Consider the following 21296-nt stretch of genomic DNA (forward strand, 5'->3'; position numbering starts at 1 on the left):
GTCCTTACATATGCCAAACACGCGGCAGGGGCGCGTTGCGAAATTGGGTGAGGGTGGCGATCAAGGCCTTGCGTAGCGGTTGTGCATCACTTGTGATGAACCGCGTAACAAGGCATCCATTCCACGCAGATACGCCCGTTATCACGTCATCAAAATTCAACATCTGTTGCATTTGATCGCGCCGTGCTTCTGCATCTGGTGCGATATAAACCAATGTGGTGAATGCACGATTTCCGCCCAGTGTGGCGGGGGTGTTCAATGCGTTTGGATCGGTGATCCGTAACGCATCGGCGTAGGCAAGTTTGCCTGATCGCATCACCCGCCATTGATCGGACAAAAAACAACTGGTCAGGGTTTCGCCCATCGCACGCCGCCCCAACACAATGCTTTCCATTAACATCACCGATGATGACGCATCCATCGTGACGGTCATGTTGCGTTTTAATGCGGATTGATCGAATAAAATGGTTTCTTGGGGCAGCCAATCAAACGTGGTATTCGCACCAACCGAAAAATCGGTTTTGATTGCGCCATACCCACCGCTTGATTGATAAATCCGCTCGGCAGTTTGAGTTGTTAGACACAGCGTCGTATCATCGCCCAATGTTGCGCTGTATTGCAATTGATCACCACCTGTCACACCGCCCGCTGTGTTGATCAACACACCGTCCATCACGGGGGCGTGGTTGCGTGGCAACATGGCCTTTACACAGCCCGATTGGTGCAAATCCATCAGCGTGGTTTTGCCACCACGCGCCACAAATCCCAAATGCGCACGCCCTTTGGCGCGTTGCATATTTGGCGATGTGGTCTGATCCAACATAGGTATTTCTTAAACGCTTAATGTGGCAAGCACATCTGATTTTTTCACATCCCGCTTGGCACCGTCCAGAATAATTTCACCACGGCGCATAGAATAGAAATGATCGGCCAGCCCATAGGCAAATTCGAAATATTGTTCGACCAACAAAATTGCCATATCGCCTTGGTCTTTCAAAAATGAAATGACGCGCCCGATTTGTTGGATGATGTTGGGCTGAATGCCCTCGGTTGGTTCATCCAATAACAAGAGTTTTGGTTTCGTGATCAATGCACGCGCAATGGCCAATTGCTGTTGCTGTCCACCCGACAAATCACCACCACGGCGATGTTGCATTTCTTTGAGCACGGGGAAAAGTTCAAACATTTCTTCGGGTAATTTATGTTCTGATTTATCCAAACAGGCAAAACCAATTTCCATGTTTTCGCGCACAGACATCAGCGGAAAAATATCGCGCCCTTGGGGCACATAACCAATGCCGCGTTTGGCCAAAACATGGGCGGGTTGCACACCCTGTTCCACACCATCCAATGTGAATGTTCCACCCGAATGATTATGGGTTCCTGATATGACCTTTAATAAACTGGTTTTACCCACACCATTTGTCCCCATCAAACAGGTGATTTTGCCCGTGTCTGCAGCCAAATCAACGCCGTTTAAAATCTGGCTTTGACCGTAATGTAATGTGATGTTTTTCAGATCCAGCATGTTAGCGCCCCAAATATACGTCAATGACGTCTTGATTTTGTGTGACATGATCAAGGCTACCTTCGGCAAGAACGGAACCTTCGTGTAAAACGGTGACTTTGCAATCGAGATTGCGGATGAATTCCATGTCATGTTCGACCACAACAACCGCGCGTGTTTCTGCCGCGCGGCGCAACAATGTGACCGTGTGGTTGCGTTCATCCACCGTCATGCCAGCGGCGGGTTCATCGACCAACAACAGGCGGGGTTCTTGGGCCAGCAACATGCCAATTTCCAACCATTGTTTTTGCCCATGGCTCAGATCACCCGCACGGCGATCCAGATGATCCGACAGGCCGATTTCATCGGCGATGTCATCCACCTTGGCACGGTCATCCGCATTGGAATGATAAAACAAAACCGCCCAAGGTTTGCGTTTGTTTTTCAATGCCATGGTTAAATTATCGCGCGTTGTTTGATCCTCGAACACGGTGGGTTTTTGGAATTTGCGCCCGATGCCCATATTGGCAATATCGCTTTCGGATTTTTTGATCAGGCTGACGTTTTCTTCGCCCCAAATCACCTTGCCACTATCGGGGCGTGTTTTGCCGGTGATGATATCCATAAACGTGGTTTTTCCCGCGCCATTTGGCCCGATTATCGCCCGCAATTCGCCGCTGTCGATGTTAAAGGACAAATTGTTAATCGCCTTGAACCCATCGAATGATACGCTGATGCCATCGACCTCTAATAATGCGCCGCTCATTGTTCTGCCCCTTTGGTGAATTTATCAAACAACCCGCCGATACCTTTGGGCACGTAAAGGGTGACAATGACAAAGCTGATGCCAAGCAGAACCAACCACCAATCAACCCATTTGATCGTATAAAAGCCAAGCGAAATATCGGGGGCTTGGCCACCTGTGAACCAGCTAGATAACAATGACACAACCGCCGCACCAATCACCGCGCCATAAATGCGCCCACGCCCGCCAATCGCCACCCAAACGGCCAGATAGATCGACGCAATTGGCGCAATTTCAGCAGGGTTAATGATGCCCGCCTGTGGATAGTAAAGCGCACCTGCGATGGCCGCGATCACAGCGGTGAGGGTAAAGATGAACAGCTTGTAAACTTCGACATTATAGCCCAAAAACCGCACTCGTGCTTCGTCATCGCGAATGGCGCGCACGACATTGCCAAGTTTGCTTTCGACAATCAATTTCACCAGCAAATACCCAAGGCCAAGCGCGAATGCGGATGCCCAGAAAAACCACATCGAAATCAGCGATTGATCGGTGCTTTCCAGACCGGGCAGGTTTTGCAAACCAGACAGGCCGTTATTGCCACGAAGCCCGCTATCGTTTTGAAACAGATAAAGCGCCAGCGCCAATGTCATTGCTTGCGTAAGGATCGACAGGTAAACGCCCGTAACACGTGATCGAAAAGCGAGCCAGCCAAAGATAAGTGCGAGGATGCCCGGCACCAACACCACCAGTGCGAGCTGTACCCAGAACAGGTGCGAAAATGCCCAGACCAACGGGAAATCAGACCCGCCAACAACGCCAAAAATCTGGGTTCCAATCGCGTCTTGGATTTCCTGATGGGTCATGGGGATTTGTGCATTTTCAGCGGCATTGATCACGATCAAACGTGTGCGTTCATACATCAACCACATGCCGATCATATATCCGCCAAGCCCAAAGAACGCGAAATGGCCAAGTGACAGGATACCACAATACCCCCAGACCAAATCCATCGCGATTGCGATCAGACAGAAACACAATGTTTTGCCCAAGGTTTTGACAAATGAGGTGGATACAAAGCCGTAGCCAAATGCCTCGCTCCCGATGGTGACAATGATGGTGAACAGCGACAGTAAGCCCAAAAATACCAGCGTGCTGGGATGTTTCAGCATGAATTTTCCAAGTGGACCTTGCATGATTTAATCCCCCGCTGCGCGACCCTTGAGGGCGATAATGCCCCGTGGTCGGAATTGAATGAAAATGATGATGAAAATGATCATGAATGTTTGTGCGGCAAGCGTGTTGGATGGGTTCATCCATTCAATACCTTTTTGCAAAAATCCGATCATTGCCGCCCCTGCGAGCGTGCCCCAGATGTTCCCGACACCACCCACAACCACGGTCATGAAGGATTGCACGATATAATCGCTGCCAAGCTCGGATGTGACCTTGGCAAACAGGCCGATTGCAACACCTGCAATTCCCGCAATGCCAGAGCCAAGCCCAAAGGTGAGCATGTTGATTTTATCAGGGTTAATCCCCATGGATGCCGCCATACGAGGGTTTTGTGTAACCGCGCGGGTTTCAAGACCCAGGCGGGTTTTGTTGAGCGTAAACCACAGCATCAGGAAAAACAGGATCGACAGGACAAAGATTGCCACGCGAATCCAGCTGATCGCGATCACATCGTTGATCTGCCACGCGCCACCCAACCAATCGGGTGATGTTAATGGGCGTGCCTGTGTGCCAAAGATGTTTTTGGCCAATTGTTGCAATGCAATCGACACACCAAATGTCGCCAGCAAAGTTTCCAATGGGCGGTGATATAGGTGGCGAATGATCAGGCGTTCCATGGCGACACCTGCGGCGAATGTGACGGCAAAGGCGGCAGGGATCGCGATGATGATCGACAGGGTGTAATTGGTGATGACTTGTTGTACGACAAATCCCGTATAGGCACCCATCATGATAAATTCACCATGCGCCATGTTAATCACGCGCATCACACCAAAGGTGATCGCCAATCCAATCGCAGCGAGGAAAAAGATCGAGGCGAGCGACAATCCATCCAAAAACAGATCGACGCCTTGGGATATGCCCACCTTGGTATTGATCCGTTTTAATGCGGTTTGCGCGGCGGCAATAACGGCGGGTGATTGCTCGCTGTAGGTGTCGTAAAAATAGGCGGTTTCAACGGCGTTGATAATGTCCGCGTCGCTGACATCAACTGGTGCGATGCCTGCATCAACCAATGCCGCATATGCGATATTGCGGTTTTCATCTGTGTTCAGATCGGCGATATCCACACCACCAACCGCACCGTTTTCAATGTTGGCAATCAAAGTTTTGCGTTTGTCATCGGGTGAAATTTTCGCGCTTGCCCAACCGTTGGCGACCAGCATGTCATATGCATCTGTTACTGAAAGCGTTTCATCATTGGCGGGGTTGATCATACGGGCAAATGTGCCCGCGGCCGGTGGGGTTTGGGACAGCTGCAATCGCGTATCAAGCAACGGGTTCAACCGTGCACGCACATCAAGCCCAAGATCACCTGCAAACCCGTTGATCGCGGCAATACGTTCATCGGTGTCGGTATCATATTGCAGGGTAAGCAATCGTTCCAAGCGCAACATTTTTGCGCGCAGATCCACATCGGATTCCGCATTCAATGCAGCGCGTAGTGGCGCCAGATGTTCAGGTGCGGGATCCCGCGCAAGGCTTTCAAGGCTTGATCGGCGCGTGGCCAGATCATCACTGGCAAGCTGTGCACCCACAAGGGCGGTGCCAAGTAATCCGCGAAGCCCAGAATTGGGTTTGATTTGTTTAATCTCGGATTTTTGCGCTGTGCCAATCACGGACTGATCCGCCAATCCTAGCAATGTATATGTTTTATTGTCATCTGTTGTGACCGTCACAATCAAATCATCCGCGCGGCGATACCATAAATCCTTGGACTGCCAGTTTTGCAAAAATCTGGTGGCGGCGGGGGATTTGGTGGCTTGGATATCCGCGATCACGGCAGGGGCCGTTTTGACCGATCCTTTGATGATTTGGGGTGCGTGAGTTTGCACCAAATCTTGGAAAGCGTTTTGCCCATATGCAGGTGCGATGAAAAACAGTGCAACCAACAGGGCGCAGATGACGCGCAACATATTATTATCCTTTGGGGGTGTTATGGGGGCGAATGCCGCCCCCATAGAATTTCAGGATTGATTAGTAGTTTGATTTCACCTGAACACAGCTGTTGGTTTCTGTGTTGTACATCCCGCAATCCAAATCTTTCCAATCGGATTTCAATACCGCAGATTCTGGCAAGAAATCTGTCCATGCATCGCCTGGAACCTCTGCTGTTTGGCTGATGATGTCGAATTGGCCGTTGTCTTGGATTTCACCGATCAACACAGGTTTTGCCAAGTGATGGTTTGGCAACATTTCCGCCATGCCACCGGTCAGGTTCGGGAATTTTTGACCATACATTTTTTCGCGCACCGCATCGACATCTGTTGTGCCTGCTTCGGTTGCTGCGTTCACCCACATGTTAAAGCCGATGTAATGTGCTTCCATCGGGTCGTTGGTGACACGATCTTCGCCCATTTTGGCCTTCCAAGTTTTGATGAATTCGGCGTTTGCTTCACCTTCGGCAGATTGGAAATAGTTCCACGCAGCCAAATGCCCAACCAAGTTGGTTGTGTCCAAACCGGCCAATTCTTCTTCGCCAACGGAAAATGCAACAACAGGGATATCATCGGCGGATACGCCAGCGGCGGCCAGTTCTTTGTAAAAGCCGATATTCGCATCGCCATTGATGGTTGAAATCACGCCAACCTTTTTGCCATCCGCACCCAGTGCGACAACGTCCGATACGATTTTTGACCAATCAGAATGCCCAAATGGTGTGTAGTTTACAAAGATATCTTCGGATGCGATGCCCTTGTCTTGTAAATATTGCTCAAGGATTTTGTTGGTTGTGCGCGGGTAAACATAATCGGTGCCAAGCAATGCGAATTTTTCAACGCCCAATTCTTCGAGAAAATAATCCGTTGCTGGGATCGCTTGTTGGTTTGGTGCAGCACCTGTGTAAAACACGTTTTTAGAAGACTCTTCGCCCTCGTATTGCACAGGGTAAAACAACAGGCCGTTCAATTCTTCGATCACGGGCAGGACGGATTTGCGTGATACGGATGTCCAGTTGCCAAAGATCACATCGACATTTTCAACGCTGATCAATTCGCGTGCTTTTTCTGCGAACAACGGCCAATCGGATGCAGGGTCAACCACAACGGGCACTAACATTTCACCGTTCACGCCGCCCTTGGCATTTTGCTGTTCGATCAGCATCAGCATGGTGTCTTTCAACGTGGTTTCAGAAATCGCCATCGTTCCAGAAAGCGAGTGTAGGATGCCGACCTTGATTTCAGCCATCGCAGATGTGGCCGCAACGGATGTCAGCGCAGATGCAAGTAGTAATTTTTTCATCATTTTGTCCCCTAAGGTTTTGACGCGGGAGGATGCGTCAGGTTTCACAATCACTACCCGTGTTAGGGCAGTGATTCTGACCAAAGGTTAGGAAATCAAAACGGTGCAGTCTGCGTCAAAATTAAGGCAAGGGTGTTGCGTTTTATGCACCACTTACCTAAAACCCCTGTAAAAGAGGGTGAAATGCGGCACTTGCAATCGTTCAAATATGTGAAAATGATCGCTGAAAGCGGATCAATTCGCGGCGCGGCGGACAGTTTGACCATATCGCCATCCGCGCTGAATCGTCATATTCAGGCATTGGAACAGGATTTGGATATCCAAATTTTCGAGCGACTAACCAAGGGGGTGCGCCTGTCCACCGAGGGGGAATTGTTTTATCAATTTGCCCTGCGCCAAATGGCCGGGTTTGAACAGTTACAATCACAGATAAACGATATTAAGGGCCTGCGTGCAGGGGTGGTGCGCATCGGGGTGAGCGCGGATTTGGGGCTGTCGTTCATTCACAAAGAAATCGCAGATTATCAGAATGATTTCCCAGAGGTATCTTTTGCCCTAAAAATCGTAAACCAAGACGATTTGGAAACCGCGCTGAACAGGAGCCAACTGGATATGGCACTGTTTTATCAACCGATGCTGGGGCGCAATTTGCAAGTGCTTCATGCCAGTGAAATGAAAATTCATGTGGCATTGCCAAATGGCGCCCCTGTGAAAGATAAAGCGGGTATCAAGCTTTATGAATTGATGGACCATGCGATTTTGATGCCTGCGCAGGATACAGAGCTGCGCAATAAAATTGATGGGGCGTGTGAAAAAACGGGTATTCAATTGACCACCAAAATGGAATGTAGTGATCCATTGCCCCATCTGAGCGCGACAGTAAAATCGCGCATCGCATTTTGTTTGCCCTTTGATAGTGATGCCAAGGAATATCAAACGCGCGGGTATAAATTGGTGCCTGTTGCATCACGTGAATTGACCACGGGGTTTGTGAATTTGGTGGCCTCGACCCATAATTTGATGCCAATTGCGGCGCAAAAATTTGTGGAAAAGCTGATCTTGCGGCTGGAAACAATGACAGAGTGATCGCACAAAATTGTTAGTTGACAAAAATAGTCAAGAAAAGATATTCCCCCCATAACGCCAGCATTCAATCCCTGCCAGCCGCAAAATGAAACGTAATTTGTGGTGTGCTATGTTGGATATGTCGATTTTCTCTTGGTCGGATCAATTCGAAAACCTGACGAAATTCCTGATGGATGGCGGCCCGTCGATCTGGGCGATTGCGGCGGTGTCTGTTGTGGCATTGGCGATTATCCTGTGGAAATTGTGGCGATTGGCGTTGATGGGTGCATGGGCGCGGCGCGGCGCTGTGCGTTCGCTGAACGCGCTTCGCGAAGGGGATTTTGATCAGGCACTTGATAATGCCCAAACACGGCGGGGCTTGCGCGGGCGTTTCACGGCGGCGACCATTCAACACGCCAAAGATTTGCCAACAGATCAGGCACGCGAGGCGACCACGCGCATCGCAAAACTGGAATTAGCCAAGGCGGGGCGGGGGCTTCGCGGGTTGGAATTGATCGCAAATATTGCGCCACTGCTGGGATTGCTGGGCACGGTTTTGGGCATGATCGCCGCATTCCAAGCATTACAAGACAGCGGTAGCCGCGCCGATCCTGCGATCCTTGCAGGTGGTATCTGGGAGGCGTTGCTGACAACGGCGGCGGGCATGGCGGTGGCGATCCCTGCGACGGTTGCGCTGACATGGTTTGAAAGTGTGGTAGACAATATCCGCCAAGATTTCGAAGACATCGCGACACAGGTTTTTTTGGCAAAACCACGGGTTGATGCGGGCGCCGTCATGCGCTTGGCCGCAGAATAATGGATGGCGCGTAATGGAAATGACATTACCACAGCGGCGCAGGCGTCGCCCCAGCCTGACACCCATGATTGATGTGGTGTTTTTGCTGCTGGTGTTTTTCATGCTGGCATCACAATTTGGCAAGGATCAGGCCGTGACCCTGCCGATATTGGGGGGTGATGCGAGTGCTAAATACAGTGGGCCACCACGCCTGATTACTGTGCGCGGCGACACTGTGTTGCTTAACGGTGCGCCGATGGAATTAACGCGAGCGATTAAAAACCTACAAACGCTGACCACCAAACCCGATGATATTATCGTGCTGCGCGGGGGCGAAGATGCGAGCACACAAAATATGTTGGATGTTTTTTCCGCGCTGCAAGGGGCCGGGTTTTCAACCGTTGTCATGGTGGAATGAATGGATTTTTCAACGCAAGTGCCACGGCAAAGATCGGAATCCATTGTGCCTATGATCAATGTGGTGTTCCTGTTGTTGATCTTTTTCTTGATGACATCAACCATTCAACAACCCGCGCCATTTGAAATCACACCCCCAAACGGGGATGAGTTGAACATGGCCGAAGGGGAATTGAGCGTTTATGTGTCCAGCGATGGCACGGTGCGATTTGATGTGTTTGAAAACGATATCGCGTGGCAACGGTTGGCGGGAAAAATAGATGAAAAAAGCAATGTGAAATTACACGTTGATGCCGCATTGCCAGCCCCCATTTTGGCGCGTGTGATGACGCGGTTTGGCACGGTAGGTGCGGCCAATGTTGAAATCATTGCGACCGTAAAATGATCAAGCTGTTTGAAACCCTTGGTTTTGGCGCGATTGCGTTGGCGGCGCATCTGGTGATGCTGTTTGGCATACCCGACAGCGGCAGTCAGGCAGGCGGAGAAGCGGGCGAACATCTGTTATCGCTGCAAGGGTCAAACCCACAGATTGAACAATTGGTGGCAGAGTGGACCGCACCCGCCGAACCCATCATCGAAGCGATGGTTGAGCCAGTGATCGAGCCGGTGATTGAAAAAACTGCGCCGATAAAACCAGTGAAACCAGCGGCGAAACCCGTGGATATTCCAACTGAGCGCATACCAAATGCAACACCTGCGTTGCCCATTGTTGAACCTGTTCAAACACCCGAAGTCGCGGCGCCATCAGATATAATGTTAGTACAGCCAAAATCGCGACCAAAAACCGTCAAGCAGATTGAACAGCCAAAGCCAAAGGTTGCAAAAACACCAAAGCCAAAAGCGCCCGCAAAGAAAACCGCCACAAAATCATCATCCGCAAGCAAAGCACAGACAAAGCAAAAGGCCGCAGGCAATGGTGGCGGAAAGTCCGCGGGGAACGCGGGCAAGTCTGCGGTGAAATCGGGCAAATCTGCCAATTCGGCCAAGGCGTTGGAAGTGTGGGGCGCACAAATTCGCCGCGCGATTGAACGGCGCAAAGGTTCCGTGCGTGGTATCAAGGCGCGCGCAACTGTCACCATCCGCGTGAATGTTGCAGCCAATGGTCAGGTGCTGAGCTTTCAAATTGCGAAACGTTCGGGCAACGCCAAGGCGGATAACGCCGCGCTGAAAACCTTGAACGGGATTAAATCCATGCCAAAGGCGGTGAAAGGCGTGAGCAAATCAAAACATAGTTTTGTGATCCCAATGATTTATCAACCGTGAAAATAATAATTGACAAAAATTGTCAGATATAAGATGAACCAACCAAAGTAACCACCCGACTCGCGTCTGGCAGTGAAGAAAAAATATGCGAGAAGGACGGGAAATGACCCCCAATAGATTTATCGTTGCAGTTGTTGCAACATTCGCAGCGCACAGTGTCGCTGCTCAAGAATCCACCACCGTGGATCCGATTGTAATAAACGCAGGGCAAGAGAAGGTTGCATCCGATGTGGCGCAATCGGTGAGCGTGGTTAACCAAGAAAAGCTGGATGAAATTCAGGCGGCCAATCTGGGCGATATCTTGAACCAAGTGCCCGGTGTTTCGGGGATTGGATCAAGCAGCCCGCTTGGCCAATCATTCAACATTCGCGGCGTTGGTGCGGGTGTTACATCGGCGGCGTCATCAATTTTGACACTGGTGGATGGTGAAGAGCTTTATTACGAAAGCTATCGCCAAGGGTCGATTTTTGTTGAACCAGAATTGTTAAAACGGGTCGAGGTTTTGCGCGGACCTGGTTCATCAACGCTTTATGGTTCTGGTGCGATGGGCGGCGTGGTTTTGATGGAAACCAAAGACGCGCGCGATTTTTTAACCGATGGCGATACGTTCGCGGTGCGTCAAAAGCTGACGTTTGAATCAAACGAAGATAAAACCCAATCCACCACGATTTTGGCATTTGCACCCGATGATAATTTTGATGCGTTATTTGCACTGTCATATTCCGATATTGGCACGAGCGAGGACGGCGATGGCAACACATTGATCCGCACCAATGCCGATATCGCCAATGTATTGGCCAAGGCGAATTATACTACGGGCGATCATCGTTTTGGCGTGTCATATCAACATCTGTATTCTGATGGCACCAACCAAGATTTTAATCAGTTGGATGGAAGTGTCACGTTCCCATGGGGCGTGGGCAACATTACAACCCAGTCACAAGTTGCAAAGCTGGAACATAATTACAGCCCAACGGACAACCCGTTTATCGATTTAACAACCAGCCTGTCATACACCAATTCACAGGTTGATGTGGCACAGGGCACAATCGCCAGCGAACCGGTTTTTGCGTCATTAATCGGCGAGCGATCTTATGAATTGTGGAAGCTGAAAACAGAAAACACCGCCGATATTTCTGGTGCGGCGGGTGAACATTATTTAACTTTTGGCGCGGCGGTATCACGCAAAGATCGCACATCCGATCCCGCGTCTGGTTCCCACCCAGAGGCAACGACAGACACATTTGAAATTTATGCGCTGAGCGAATTTTCCCCAACGGATCGATTGACGATCAACACAGGATTGCGCGTTGATCATCAACGCCTGACGCCCGCTGATAGTGTTACGGTGACCAGCGATTCAATGTCGGGTACCGCAATCGAGCCACAAATTTCAGCGATCTACAAATTGAACGAACAATGGAGCGTGTTTGGTTCACTTGCCCGCGTAAACCGTTTGCCCACGGATGATGAAATTTTTGATGAATTTGGTGGGGGCACTGCCAATTTGGATTTGGATCCAGAAAAGGGAACCAACACAGAAATTGGTGTGTCCTATGTGGGATCAAACCTGTTCACAGCAAATGACGAAGTCGATTTGAAATTCACCGCATTTTACAATGATATCAAAGACAAGATCGTGCGCACCAATGCCGGCGCGGGGCAACCGGGATTTGATAATCTTGATCGCGCAATCATCAAAGGTGCGGAAATCGAAGGGCGCTATGTCGTGGGCAAGTTTGCAGCATCCATGGGCGTGACCCTGATTGATGGTCAGGGGCCAAATGATACCAAGCTGGATTCAATTGCGAATAACTCATTGATGCTTGGTTTCTCATATCAATTCACGCCTGAATTCAAGATGGGCATCAACAGCACCTTTGCCGCCGACCGCAGCCAAGATCGCGGTGAATTTGATGGCTATAACGTGCACAATATTTACGCCACCTACAGCCCTGATCGCGGTGTGTTGAAGGGTGCGCAAATCCATCTGGGCATCGATAATATCGCCGATACAACCTATCAGCCCGCGACATATCTGTCGCAAGCGGCCAAGGGGCGAAACATCAAACTGTCATTAGCAAAAACATTCTAAGCGGAGAGCAAAATGTTAGATCATTCAATCGCAGACAATTACGAACGATTTGAAAACCTGATCCAAGAAAAGGGATCAATGCGTGCCGTGGACGCCGCCAAATCATTGGGCATCAGCGAGGCAGAGCTGGTCGAAGCCAAACAAATTTCAGGTGCGGCTAAACGATTGCGCCGTGATCCCGAACGCGGTTTTGCGCCCTTGATCGAGGGTATGGTTGGCCTTGGCGAAGTGATGTGTTTAACGCGCAATGAACATGCGGTGCACGAACGTTATGGTGAATTTGCCAATGTAAATATCGGCCCCGTGATGGGGCTGGTTTTGAACAAAACCATTGATCTGCGCATTTTTATGAACCGCTGGGCGTTTGCCTTTGTGATCGAAGAACAGGTGAAATCTGGCCTGCGGATCAGTTTACAGTTTTTCGATAAATCAGGAACAGCGGTGCATAAAATCTATCCAACCGATGAAACCGATCGGGCGGGTTTTGATGCGCTGGTTGCTGATTGGATTGATGGCGCGGCAGAACAGATCATTACAACCCCATTGCCCCCTGTTGCCGCCGATCGCCCGGATGGCGATGTGGATGTGGCTGCATTGCGCAAAGATTGGGATGCCATGAGCGATGTGCATCAATTCCACGGCATGTTGAAAAAACACAATGTTGGGCGAATGCAGGCATTGCGACTGGTCGGCGAAGATGTGGCATGGCAGGTGCCAACCGATGCGATCACTTGGGCGTTGGAACGCGCAGTGGACGCAAAACTACCGATCATGGTTTTTATTGGCAACAAAGGCTGTATTCAAATTCACACAGGCGCAATTGAAAATGTGAAACCGATGGGCCCGTGGACCAATATCCTTGATCCCAAATTCCATATGCATCTGCGCCAAGATCACGTGGCCCACGCATGGATCGTGCGCAAACCATCGAAAGACGGATTTGTCACATCGCTGGAAGCATTTGATGCCAATGGTCAAAGCTTTTTCCTCATGTTTGGTGAGCGCCATGAAGGCAATCCAGAATTACAAGCGTGGCGCGATTTGTTGGATGGGTTGGGCAAGAAATGAAATTGCTCACACATTTCATGTTGATCGGGGCGCTCGCATTTGCGGGCGCATCCCACGCACAGGATTATAAACGCATCGCATCGGCGGGCGGGGACATCACCGAAATTATCTATGCGCTTGGCGCGGGTGATCAGGTGATCGCAGTTGATAGCACCTCTGGTTTCCCAGAAACGGTCAAGGATAAGGCGCAAATCGGTTATGTGCGCGGTCTGTCCGCCGAGGGCGTGTTATCCATCGCACCTGATCTGTTGATCGGTGCAGATGACATGGGGCCACCCAATGTGATTGATAATCTGCGCGCGGCCAATTTGGATGTGGCCGTCGCACCACTTGGGCACGGTGCGGATCGTGTGGTGACCAAGATCAAATTCGTTGGCGAAACATTGGGATTGCAATCACGCGCCGATGATTTGATCGCCGATTACAGCGCGAAAATGGCTGCACTTGCCGATCAGGTTGGCGCGCTGGAAACCAAACCAAAGGTGTTGTTTATCCTGTCCATGCGCGATGGTGCCCCGATTGTGGGGGGCGCGGAAACCTCAGCACATGATATCATTGAATTGGCAGGTGGCGTGAATGTTGGCCAAGATTTCACAGGCTGGAAGCCGATGAATTCAGAGGCATTGATCGCCGCCAACCCCGATGTGATCGTCATGTCGGCAAGCCATGCGGAAAATATGGGCGATGATAGCGCGGTATTAGGGCGTGCAGATGTAAAACTCACCAATGCGGGTAAATCCGCGCGGTTGGTTAAGATGGACGCGATGTTATTGCTCGGCTTTGGTCCGCGCACGCCGATTGCGGTGGCTGAGCTGATGCATCACATACACCCACATACCCATTAACATGGCACTGTTGGAAACAACCCAATTTCGTGGTCGCAGGTTTTCGTTTAACGCATTGGTGTTTGTCGCCCTTGTGGCGGCGTTGATCACGGTTGCCGTTGGTGAATTGGTGCTGGGGCCCGTGCGGTTAAGCCTGTCGCAAATTTATGATGCGATGGCGGGGAACGGCGAACCAATGCCCGCTGCGATTGTCACCCAAATTCGCGCACCACGCATGGTGTTGGGATTGGGCATTGGTATGTCGTTGGCGATCTGTGGTGCGGTTTTACAAGGGTTGTTACGCAACCCATTGGCCGATCCTGGATTGATCGGGATATCGGGTGGTGCATCGGCGGCCGTGGTTGTGGTGATTGTGTTGGGTGATTTGTTTCTGGGTGAAATCCCTGCAAGCGTCCGCCCCTATGTTTTGCCGATTGCTGCGTTTTGCGGCGCACTTTTGGTGACGGCGCTGATCCTTGGCTTTGCACAGAAAAACGGCGAAATGTCGATTGGGCGCCTTATCCTTGTTGGGGTTGCGATTAATGCGATTGCAGGTGCCGGCATCGGGTTTTTGACCTATATTTCCAACGATACGCAATTGCGTGATCTGACGTTTTGGTCGATGGGCAGTTTGGCCAAAACCGGTTGGTTCGGGGTTGGTATCAGCGTGACGATCATGATGATTTCAAGTGTGGTTTTGCTGCGCTATGCACGCGCGCTTGATCTGTTTCAACTGGGGGAACGCGCCGCATTTCACAGCGGCCTTGCAATCACCAAAATCAAATTCAGCGCCTGTGCGATTTGCGCCGTGGCGGTGGGGGCAGGGGTTTCAATTGCGGGCCCGATTGGGTTTATCGGATTGGTATCCCCCCATATTGCACGCATGATTATCGGCAGTGCGCATCATTTGTTATTGCCCGCATCGGCATTGCTGGGCGGTGTATTATTGCTCTGTGCTGATTTGATCGTGCGCAATGTGATACCACCCCAAGAATTACCCATCGGTTTGGCCACATCATTGATTGGCGGACCATTCTTTTTGTTCCTTTTGCTGCGGGAAAAACGGTTATGATCACGGGACGCAATTTATCGCTGGCATTTGGGAACACACCGATTTTGCGCGGTGCCAATATCGATGTGCCATTTGGCAAACTGGTTGCAGTGTGTGGCCCCAATGGCGCGGGCAAATCCACGGTGTTATCCGTATTGGCCGGCGAGCAGAAACATTATCAGGGTGATGTTTATTTTGGCGATGATGCATTGGCGAATTTAACTCCGCGCCAATTGTCGCGCCGCCGCGCAGTTTTGGAACAAAGCCCAAGCCTATCTGCGAATTTTTGCGTTGATGAATTGGTGCGCTTGTCAATCCCGATGGAATTACCACCACGTGATACCGATGTGATGGTGCGCAACATTTTGGGTCAATTGGGATTGTCGGAATTTGCCAAGCGTCGCGTTGATAACCTGTCAGGGGGGCAACGCCACCGTGCGCATCTGGCGCGTGTCTTGGCACAGGTTTATGCAAATCAAACGCTGTTTGGGGCGGGGTATCTGTTTTTGGATGAACCCACGGCCAGTTTGGATATTTTGCACCAGATTGCGGTCATGAAAATCGCGAGATCAGCGGCGCAAAACGGGGTTGGTGTTTTGGTGGTGTTGCATGATTTGAACCTTGCCGCGGCATTTGCCGATGACATTGTGATGGTGAATGGTGGCAAAACGGTTGCGGCGGGTTCCGTGGGGCAGGTGTTCCAAAGCAAGCTGTTGTCCCAGATTTACGAAACACCGATCAACGTTGATAAACACAGTTCTGGTCGGTTGGTGATTTACCCTGAATTACAGGATTTGGCGGGGTGATCATCCCTTGGTATCAAAAACCAGTCGCGCGGCAAGCGCGGTGAAAACGATGCCCGTAAAATATTGCGCGCGTTGGCGGATCCGTTGATTGTGCGACAGTGCGGTTCGCGCAGAGGCCGCGATAAAAATCACCACCCCGTTCACGATCAAACCAGACAGGTTTAAAATCGTCGCAAGGATCAGGATTTGCAAGCCAACCGCGCCGCGTTCAATATCCAAAAACTGTGGAAAAAGCGCGAGAAAGAACAACGCGACCTTTGGGTTTAACACATTGGTTAGCATGCCTTGGCGATACATGGCCCATGTGCTGTGGCGTTTTGCGGGTTTGGATTGGGGATCGGCGTTTGGCGTGTGGCGAAACGCTTGGTACGCCAGAAACAACAGATATCCCGCCCCCATGAACCGCACAATATCATAGGCCATGGGAACCGCGATGAACAATTGCGATAACCCAAGCGCCAAGGCGGCCGCGTGTACATAGGCCCCCGTCGCAATGCCAAGATAGGTCGCCAATCCCGCCAATCGCCCCTGTGCGGCGCTGCGTGTGGCAATCAGCAACATATCAGGCCCAGGTGTCGCGTTGAGCGCAAGACATGCAAGCAAGAAAAACGATATCGTGGATAGGTCGGGCATTTATCGTTCCTGCAATAAGCGCCCGGGGCGAAATGCACCAAGGCCAGTGTTGGTCAGTTTCGCCATATGCCAGGCCAAGGCTTGGTTGCTGGAGATCACAGGTTTGTTTACCGCTCGCTCGATCACATCAATTACGTCAAGCGTATCCAAATTCGTACAGGACAAAAACACACCGTCACAGGCTGGATCCGAGCCGATGTCAATCGCGGCGCGGGCGATATCATCGGGCGAAATCCGTGCGACGTTTTCATCGAGCGATTCATTAAAGCTCGCGAATTTTGCGGTGTTGATCCCACCGTTTGACAGCGCGGATTGCAATGTTGCATTCACCGCCGCGATATAGGGGGACACAAGTGCCAGATTGGTAATATTCAAATGCCGACAGGCGGCAATCACGGCCGACAGCGGATTGGTGACATGTTCGGTGTTACACCCCGATTTGATCGCATCCGCCACACCATCCGCCCCAATTACCGAACTGGCAGAGGTACAGCCATATCCAACCGCACCAAACCGTGTTACGCGGGGAAACATGACCGCGGATTTTGGCAATCTTGCCTTCATCGCGTTTAGCGTATCGCGGGTGATCGTATCGGCATTGGAAATGCGGCTGACCATGATTTTGGTGGTTTTCGGGGAAAACAACCGCTGGAAATCATGTTCGATACGTTCATCGGTTTGCAAAACGATCAGGCCAAGGTTGATATGGGGCAATTCTGTGCGGGTATAGGTATAGTCGTTCATATCACCACCATATTTGCAGGCGCACGAGGGGATAACATTTCGGCACCCGTTTCGCGAATGACGATGTTTTCCTCGTAGACCAAAATGCGCCCCTGTTTGGTTTCAATGGATGGTTCCAAGGTTAACACCATTCCCGCCACCAGTGGCAAATTTTCCGCCGCGATCAATGATGGCCATTCCGTGAGCTGTAGCCCAAGCCCATGGCCAAATCGCCCCGCATCGCTGGCCTTGCCCCCGCCCGTCACGGATGCCATGGCGTGGAATACATCGGCGCAGGTGGCACCGATGCGTGCGGCCTCCAGCCCCGCATCCACTGCGTCTTGTAATCTAGTAAATGCAGCGGCGGTTTTGGCGTCGGGGCTTCCCACGCTATAATTGCGATCAAAATCGGCAAAATAGCCATCCCATGATACGCCCGTGTCCAACATCAAAATATCACCTTGTGATAATGTACGCGTGCTGGGTGGCGAAATGACATCGCCATATCCCGCTTGGCCAAGCCCGCTGGCAAGATAGGGCACGCAATCCGCGCCCTCGGCCAAGCAAAGCTGTTGAAACGCACGACAGACTGCATCATGTGTTTGCCCTACGCGCGCGATTTCGGGAACGCGGGCAAATGCACGCCCTGCGATATCACAGGCGGTTTTGATTTTGGCAATTTCGGCGTCCGATTTCACCAAGCGCAAGGAACGCGTGATATTGGCGTCATCCCCAAACCGATCTGCGCCGATAGATGCGATCATGCGGTGATAATCAGTGAGCGGCATGCGTAAATGCGTTTCATGCCCTGATGGGATGGCGATGCGCCCCGATGGTGCAAGTTCGCGCAAAGTTTCACACAGCATTGAAATGCCATCATCGTTTAGATCAGGGGATACCCATGTGCGAATATCATCCACCCAAGTTTGCGCCATCAATTCATGCCCGATGGTGGGGATCACCGCCACGGGTTTGCCGCTGGCAGGGATAATCATAAACCATGGGCGCGATGGGCTTTCCCAGAAACGGGTTTGATATCCGCTGAAATAGGCAAACTCTGGCGCGGTGGTCAGCAATATCGCAGATATGCCATGTGTGGCCATCGCGGATTGGGCGCGTTTGGTGCGCGATTGATATTCCGATATGGCAAATCCGCGTTGGTTCATATATCGCCACCTTCGCTTAGGATGCATAAAACCCGCGCGGTTTCATCCAAACCATATTGACCGATCAAATGGGTGAGCCCCGCATATCCCGCACCACCAGATGGGGATGTGTCCAAATCATTGGTGGGCAAATCGGCGATGGCGTTTACACATTCATCATCTGTAATGGTCATGAAATAATCCGCATCCAATGACAGACCCGCCAGCGCGATCAGTGATGGTTCCTTGCAATCCAACCGCCCCATATTTGATTCCGCGCCTTGGGTTTGAACACTATGCCCTGCGCGGATGCTGTCGATCAACGCAGGGGCGCGATCGGGTTCGACCACGATGATGGTGGGATCTTCGCCCCAGATGCCACGGGCGTATCGTGCAATTGCCCCTGCCAACCCACCAACACCCGCTTGCAAAAATATATGCGTGGGCGGGGCGGGGATTTGTGCGGCGGTTTCTGCGGCCAAAACGGTGTAACCTTGCATCAAACGATGGGGGGCGGTTGTATATCCATCCCAAGAGCTGTCAGAAAGTAAAAACCAGTTGTTTTCATCCGCCGCCAATTGGGCGGCATCCATGCTGGCTTGATATGTATCACCTGCGCGCACAACCTTTGCCCCTTGATCTGACAGACGTTTTGCAAATGATTCTGGCACGGCGTTGGAAATGTAAACCACAGAACGTGCGCCAAAAATCCGCGCACCCGCCGCCACCGATAACCCGTGGTTGCCTGCACTGGCCGTCACAAACACATGATCGGATATATCCCCAGTGGCCGCCAGATGGGCGATGACATATGCCGCGCCCAATGCCTTAAAACTGCCCAGCCCCATGCGCGTGCGCTCGTCTTTGATAAAGAGCGCACCGATGCCCATAGCTTGCGCCAAGGTTGTGCAATCGCGCAGCGGTGTTTGGCGATAATCGGGACAGCGATTTAACAATGCCATCGGGGCAGTGGCGTCATCGCTTGGCAATGGAATATGTTCCATGTTGATGCCCGTGCCGCGCCATGTATTGGGTATTATTTCCACGTGTTGATCCTTTTGCATTCCACGCTAAAAGCCAATTGTCGATCTGGCGAGAAAAATCGCATTGCCAGTTGGAATTTTGGAGAATCAAACCGCGTTTTCGTAAAGTTACGACAAAAACAAAAGCAATATCTGATACATTTTGCACATAATTGTTTTGACAATTTTGGTGGAATACATACTTTTAGAACCTATGTGATGGTAAAAATTGATATTTTTTGTTAAAAAAGTATTAGTTGTTAGCGCTAAAATACTGGCTGATTCCAAGAATAAGGGACAACCTGTTTGAACACGTTGGTTTTCCAACTGCGATTTCTGGGAGGAAAAAATGAAATCTATTCGTAACACGGCTGTCGGTCTGACTCTGGCGGCAACATCTGCGACATTCGCCACTGCTGGTGAATTGACAATCGCGACTGTGAACAACGGTCACATGATTGAAATGCAAAAATTGACTCCAAAATTCGAAGAAGCCAACCCTGGCATCACCGTAAAATGGGTCACATTGGACGAGGGCACATTGCGTAGCCGCGTCACAACAGACATCACAACCAAAGGTGGTCAATTCGACATTATGACCATCGGTATGTACGAAGCCCCGATTTGGGGTTCTCGTGGTTGGGTTGAAGCGTTGGAATTCAGCGATGATTACGACGTTGACGATATCCTGCCAGCAATGCGCGGTGGTCTGAGCCACGAAGGCAATTTGTATGCAGCACCATTTTATGGTGAATCATCAATGATCATGTATCGCAAAGATTTGTTGGATGCAGCGGGCATGACAATGCCAAACAACCCAAGCTGGGGTCACGTACAAGACGCAGCCGCAGCAATGACAGACAAAGATGCTGGTCAATATGGTATCTGTTTGCGCGGCAAGCCGGGCTGGGGCGACAACATGGCGTTCCTGACAACAATGGCAAACAGCTTTGGCGCACAATGGTTCAACGAAGACTGGACACCTGCATTGGACAGCGCTGCTTGGAACCATGCGGTGACATTCTACAAAGATTTGTTGGATAACTATGGCCCTCCAGGTTCATCAGGCAATTCATTCAACGAAATCCTTGCGTTGATGAACGAAGGCAAATGCGGCATGTGGATCGACGCCACAATCGCGGCATCATTCCTAACAAATGAAAACATGGCATACGCACAAGCGCCACAAGCAATCACAACACGTGGTTCAAACTGGTTGTGGGCATGGTCATTGGCGATCCCTGCCGGTACCAAGCAAAAAGAAGATGCGATGAAGTTCATGGAATGGGCAACATCAAAAGACTACATCCAATTGGTTGCTGAAACAAACGGTTGGGGCGCTGTTCCGACAGGCACACGTCAGTCAACATATGACAATGCTGAATTCCAAGCAGCGGCTGCATTCGCAGATGCTGAATTGACAGCAATCTTGTCTGCGGACCCTGAGAATTCAACGCAAAACCCATCACCATATGTTGGTGTTCAGTTTGCCGCGATCCCAGAATTCCAAGCAATTGGTACAGCCGTTGGTCAACAAATGACAGCCGTATTGGCGGGTGACATTTCCGTTGAAGAAGGTCTGGCAGCAGCACAAGAAGCAGCAGATCGCGAAATGCGCAAAGCGGGTTACTACTAAACCCACCGCGCTTATCTAAACGTA

At 50.9% G+C, this 21296-nt stretch carries 21 protein-coding genes; 11 read left to right on the plus strand and 10 right to left on the minus strand.

What is annotated here, in order from left to right; all coding sequences use genetic code 11:
* Positions 1-4: 4 nt before the first annotated feature.
* From IE094_RS09250 to urtA, 6 genes are all read right to left on the minus strand, one after another.
* The gene (locus tag IE094_RS09250) at positions 5-823 is read right to left on the minus strand and encodes an urease accessory protein UreD (RefSeq protein WP_189640414.1); all 819 of its coding nucleotides are present in this window, start codon (positions 821-823) and stop codon (positions 5-7) included.
* Between the two features lie 9 nt (positions 824-832).
* Positions 833-1528, minus strand: coding sequence for an urea ABC transporter ATP-binding subunit UrtE (gene urtE, locus IE094_RS09255; RefSeq protein WP_189640415.1), 696 nt, complete (start codon positions 1526-1528; stop codon positions 833-835).
* 1 nt (position 1529) lies between these two features.
* On the minus strand, positions 1530-2273 hold the full coding sequence (gene urtD / locus IE094_RS09260) for an urea ABC transporter ATP-binding protein UrtD (RefSeq protein WP_099592536.1): 744 nt from the start codon (positions 2271-2273) through the stop codon (positions 1530-1532).
* Positions 2270-3448: an urea ABC transporter permease subunit UrtC gene (gene urtC, locus IE094_RS09265; RefSeq protein WP_189640416.1), complete on the minus strand. Its 1179-nt coding sequence runs from the start codon at positions 3446-3448 to the stop codon at positions 2270-2272. Before urtC ends, urtD begins: the two co-directional genes overlap by 4 nt.
* A gap of 3 nt (positions 3449-3451) precedes the next feature.
* Complete coding sequence (urtB, locus tag IE094_RS09270) at positions 3452-5404, minus strand: urea ABC transporter permease subunit UrtB (protein WP_189640417.1); 1953 nt, start codon at positions 5402-5404, stop codon at positions 3452-3454.
* A gap of 61 nt (positions 5405-5465) precedes the next feature.
* On the minus strand, positions 5466-6731 hold the full coding sequence (gene urtA / locus IE094_RS09275) for an urea ABC transporter substrate-binding protein (RefSeq protein WP_229802204.1): 1266 nt from the start codon (positions 6729-6731) through the stop codon (positions 5466-5468).
* A gap of 180 nt (positions 6732-6911) precedes the next feature.
* On the opposite strand from urtA, the gene IE094_RS09280 reads away from it, so the two are divergent.
* The 10 genes from IE094_RS09280 (at position 6912) to IE094_RS09325 (ending at position 16113) form a co-directional block, all read left to right on the plus strand.
* The gene (locus IE094_RS09280; protein WP_189640418.1) at positions 6912-7814 is read left to right on the plus strand and encodes a LysR family transcriptional regulator; all 903 of its coding nucleotides are present in this window, start codon (positions 6912-6914) and stop codon (positions 7812-7814) included.
* An 85-nt stretch (positions 7815-7899) separates the two neighbouring features.
* Entirely contained in the window at positions 7900-8610 is a 711-nt protein-coding gene (locus tag IE094_RS09285) for a MotA/TolQ/ExbB proton channel family protein (protein ID WP_229802207.1), read from the plus strand.
* A 13-nt stretch (positions 8611-8623) separates the two neighbouring features.
* The gene (locus IE094_RS09290) at positions 8624-9007 is read left to right on the plus strand and encodes an ExbD/TolR family protein (RefSeq protein WP_189640419.1); all 384 of its coding nucleotides are present in this window, start codon (positions 8624-8626) and stop codon (positions 9005-9007) included.
* Positions 9008-9391, plus strand: coding sequence for an ExbD/TolR family protein (locus IE094_RS09295; RefSeq protein WP_189640420.1), 384 nt, complete (start codon positions 9008-9010; stop codon positions 9389-9391). It abuts the gene before it with no gap.
* Positions 9388-10269 carry a TonB family protein gene (locus tag IE094_RS09300; RefSeq protein ID WP_189640421.1) on the plus strand — a complete coding sequence of 294 codons (882 nt, stop codon included), beginning with the start codon at positions 9388-9390 and terminating at the stop codon, positions 10267-10269. Before IE094_RS09295 ends, IE094_RS09300 begins: the two co-directional genes overlap by 4 nt.
* Before the next feature lie 103 nt (positions 10270-10372).
* The gene (locus IE094_RS09305) at positions 10373-12364 is read left to right on the plus strand and encodes a TonB-dependent receptor domain-containing protein (RefSeq protein WP_189640422.1); all 1992 of its coding nucleotides are present in this window, start codon (positions 10373-10375) and stop codon (positions 12362-12364) included.
* A gap of 12 nt (positions 12365-12376) precedes the next feature.
* Complete coding sequence (locus tag IE094_RS09310) at positions 12377-13432, plus strand: hemin-degrading factor (protein WP_189640423.1); 1056 nt, start codon at positions 12377-12379, stop codon at positions 13430-13432.
* Positions 13429-14277 carry a heme/hemin ABC transporter substrate-binding protein gene (locus IE094_RS09315; protein WP_189640424.1) on the plus strand — a complete coding sequence of 283 codons (849 nt, stop codon included), beginning with the start codon at positions 13429-13431 and terminating at the stop codon, positions 14275-14277. The genes IE094_RS09310 and IE094_RS09315 overlap by 4 nt, the downstream gene beginning before the upstream one ends.
* 1 nt (position 14278) lies before the next feature.
* Complete coding sequence (locus tag IE094_RS09320; protein WP_229802209.1) at positions 14279-15328, plus strand: FecCD family ABC transporter permease; 1050 nt, start codon at positions 14279-14281, stop codon at positions 15326-15328.
* Positions 15325-16113 (plus strand): ATP-binding cassette domain-containing protein, encoded by a 789-nt coding sequence (locus IE094_RS09325; RefSeq protein ID WP_189640426.1) that lies wholly within the window; start codon positions 15325-15327, stop codon positions 16111-16113. The genes IE094_RS09320 and IE094_RS09325 overlap by 4 nt, the downstream gene beginning before the upstream one ends.
* Here IE094_RS09325 and IE094_RS09330 read toward each other — a convergent pair whose 3' ends face one another.
* From IE094_RS09330 to IE094_RS09345, 4 genes are read right to left on the minus strand one after another with little or no spacing between them, the layout of a single operon-like run.
* Positions 16114-16746, minus strand: a complete 633-nt coding sequence (locus IE094_RS09330) for a LysE family translocator (RefSeq protein ID WP_189640427.1) — start codon at positions 16744-16746, stop codon at positions 16114-16116. It abuts the gene before it with no gap.
* On the minus strand, positions 16747-17490 hold the full coding sequence (locus tag IE094_RS09335) for a maleate cis-trans isomerase family protein (protein WP_189640428.1): 744 nt from the start codon (positions 17488-17490) through the stop codon (positions 16747-16749).
* Entirely contained in the window at positions 17487-18635 is a 1149-nt protein-coding gene (locus IE094_RS09340; protein ID WP_189640429.1) for a M24 family metallopeptidase, read from the minus strand. The genes IE094_RS09335 and IE094_RS09340 overlap by 4 nt, the downstream gene beginning before the upstream one ends.
* Entirely contained in the window at positions 18632-19660 is a 1029-nt protein-coding gene (locus tag IE094_RS09345) for a pyridoxal-phosphate dependent enzyme (RefSeq protein WP_229802211.1), read from the minus strand. Before IE094_RS09345 ends, IE094_RS09340 begins: the two co-directional genes overlap by 4 nt.
* A 325-nt stretch (positions 19661-19985) precedes the next feature.
* On the opposite strand from IE094_RS09345, the gene IE094_RS09350 reads away from it, so the two are divergent.
* A complete protein-coding gene (locus IE094_RS09350; RefSeq protein ID WP_189640431.1) occupies positions 19986-21272 on the plus strand; it encodes an ABC transporter substrate-binding protein in 1287 nt (428 codons plus the stop codon).
* Positions 21273-21296 lie beyond the last annotated feature (24 nt).

It is taken from the genome of Paramylibacter ulvae, from assembly GCF_014652655.1.
GTDB lineage: Bacteria > Pseudomonadota > Alphaproteobacteria > Rhodobacterales > Rhodobacteraceae > Amylibacter > Amylibacter ulvae.

What these genes read in the sequence shown, in the direction of transcription:
- IE094_RS09325 (WP_189640426.1), top strand. Translation starts at nt 15,325, where the DNA reads ATGATCACGGGACGCAATTTATCGCTGGCATTTGGGAACACACCGATT.
- IE094_RS09335 (WP_189640428.1), bottom strand. Translation starts at nt 17,490, where the DNA reads ATGAACGACTATACCTATACCCGCACAGAATTGCCCCATATCAACCTT.
- IE094_RS09290 (WP_189640419.1), top strand. Translation starts at nt 8,624, where the DNA reads ATGGAAATGACATTACCACAGCGGCGCAGGCGTCGCCCCAGCCTGACA.
- urtD (WP_099592536.1), bottom strand. Translation starts at nt 2,273, where the DNA reads ATGAGCGGCGCATTATTAGAGGTCGATGGCATCAGCGTATCATTCGAT.
- urtB (WP_189640417.1), bottom strand. Translation starts at nt 5,404, where the DNA reads ATGTTGCGCGTCATCTGCGCCCTGTTGGTTGCACTGTTTTTCATCGCA.
- urtE (WP_189640415.1), bottom strand. Translation starts at nt 1,528, where the DNA reads ATGCTGGATCTGAAAAACATCACATTACATTACGGTCAAAGCCAGATT.
- IE094_RS09330 (WP_189640427.1), bottom strand. Translation starts at nt 16,746, where the DNA reads ATGCCCGACCTATCCACGATATCGTTTTTCTTGCTTGCATGTCTTGCG.
- IE094_RS09340 (WP_189640429.1), bottom strand. Translation starts at nt 18,635, where the DNA reads ATGAACCAACGCGGATTTGCCATATCGGAATATCAATCGCGCACCAAA.
- urtC (WP_189640416.1), bottom strand. Translation starts at nt 3,448, where the DNA reads ATGCAAGGTCCACTTGGAAAATTCATGCTGAAACATCCCAGCACGCTG.
- IE094_RS09300 (WP_189640421.1), top strand. Translation starts at nt 9,388, where the DNA reads ATGATCAAGCTGTTTGAAACCCTTGGTTTTGGCGCGATTGCGTTGGCG.
- urtA (WP_229802204.1), bottom strand. Translation starts at nt 6,731, where the DNA reads ATGATGAAAAAATTACTACTTGCATCTGCGCTGACATCCGTTGCGGCC.
- IE094_RS09350 (WP_189640431.1), top strand. Translation starts at nt 19,986, where the DNA reads ATGAAATCTATTCGTAACACGGCTGTCGGTCTGACTCTGGCGGCAACA.
- IE094_RS09320 (WP_229802209.1), top strand. Translation starts at nt 14,279, where the DNA reads ATGGCACTGTTGGAAACAACCCAATTTCGTGGTCGCAGGTTTTCGTTT.
- IE094_RS09295 (WP_189640420.1), top strand. Translation starts at nt 9,008, where the DNA reads ATGGATTTTTCAACGCAAGTGCCACGGCAAAGATCGGAATCCATTGTG.
- IE094_RS09310 (WP_189640423.1), top strand. Translation starts at nt 12,377, where the DNA reads ATGTTAGATCATTCAATCGCAGACAATTACGAACGATTTGAAAACCTG.
- IE094_RS09315 (WP_189640424.1), top strand. Translation starts at nt 13,429, where the DNA reads ATGAAATTGCTCACACATTTCATGTTGATCGGGGCGCTCGCATTTGCG.
- IE094_RS09305 (WP_189640422.1), top strand. Translation starts at nt 10,373, where the DNA reads ATGACCCCCAATAGATTTATCGTTGCAGTTGTTGCAACATTCGCAGCG.
- IE094_RS09280 (WP_189640418.1), top strand. Translation starts at nt 6,912, where the DNA reads ATGCGGCACTTGCAATCGTTCAAATATGTGAAAATGATCGCTGAAAGC.
- IE094_RS09250 (WP_189640414.1), bottom strand. Translation starts at nt 823, where the DNA reads ATGTTGGATCAGACCACATCGCCAAATATGCAACGCGCCAAAGGGCGT.
- IE094_RS09285 (WP_229802207.1), top strand. Translation starts at nt 7,900, where the DNA reads ATGAAACGTAATTTGTGGTGTGCTATGTTGGATATGTCGATTTTCTCT.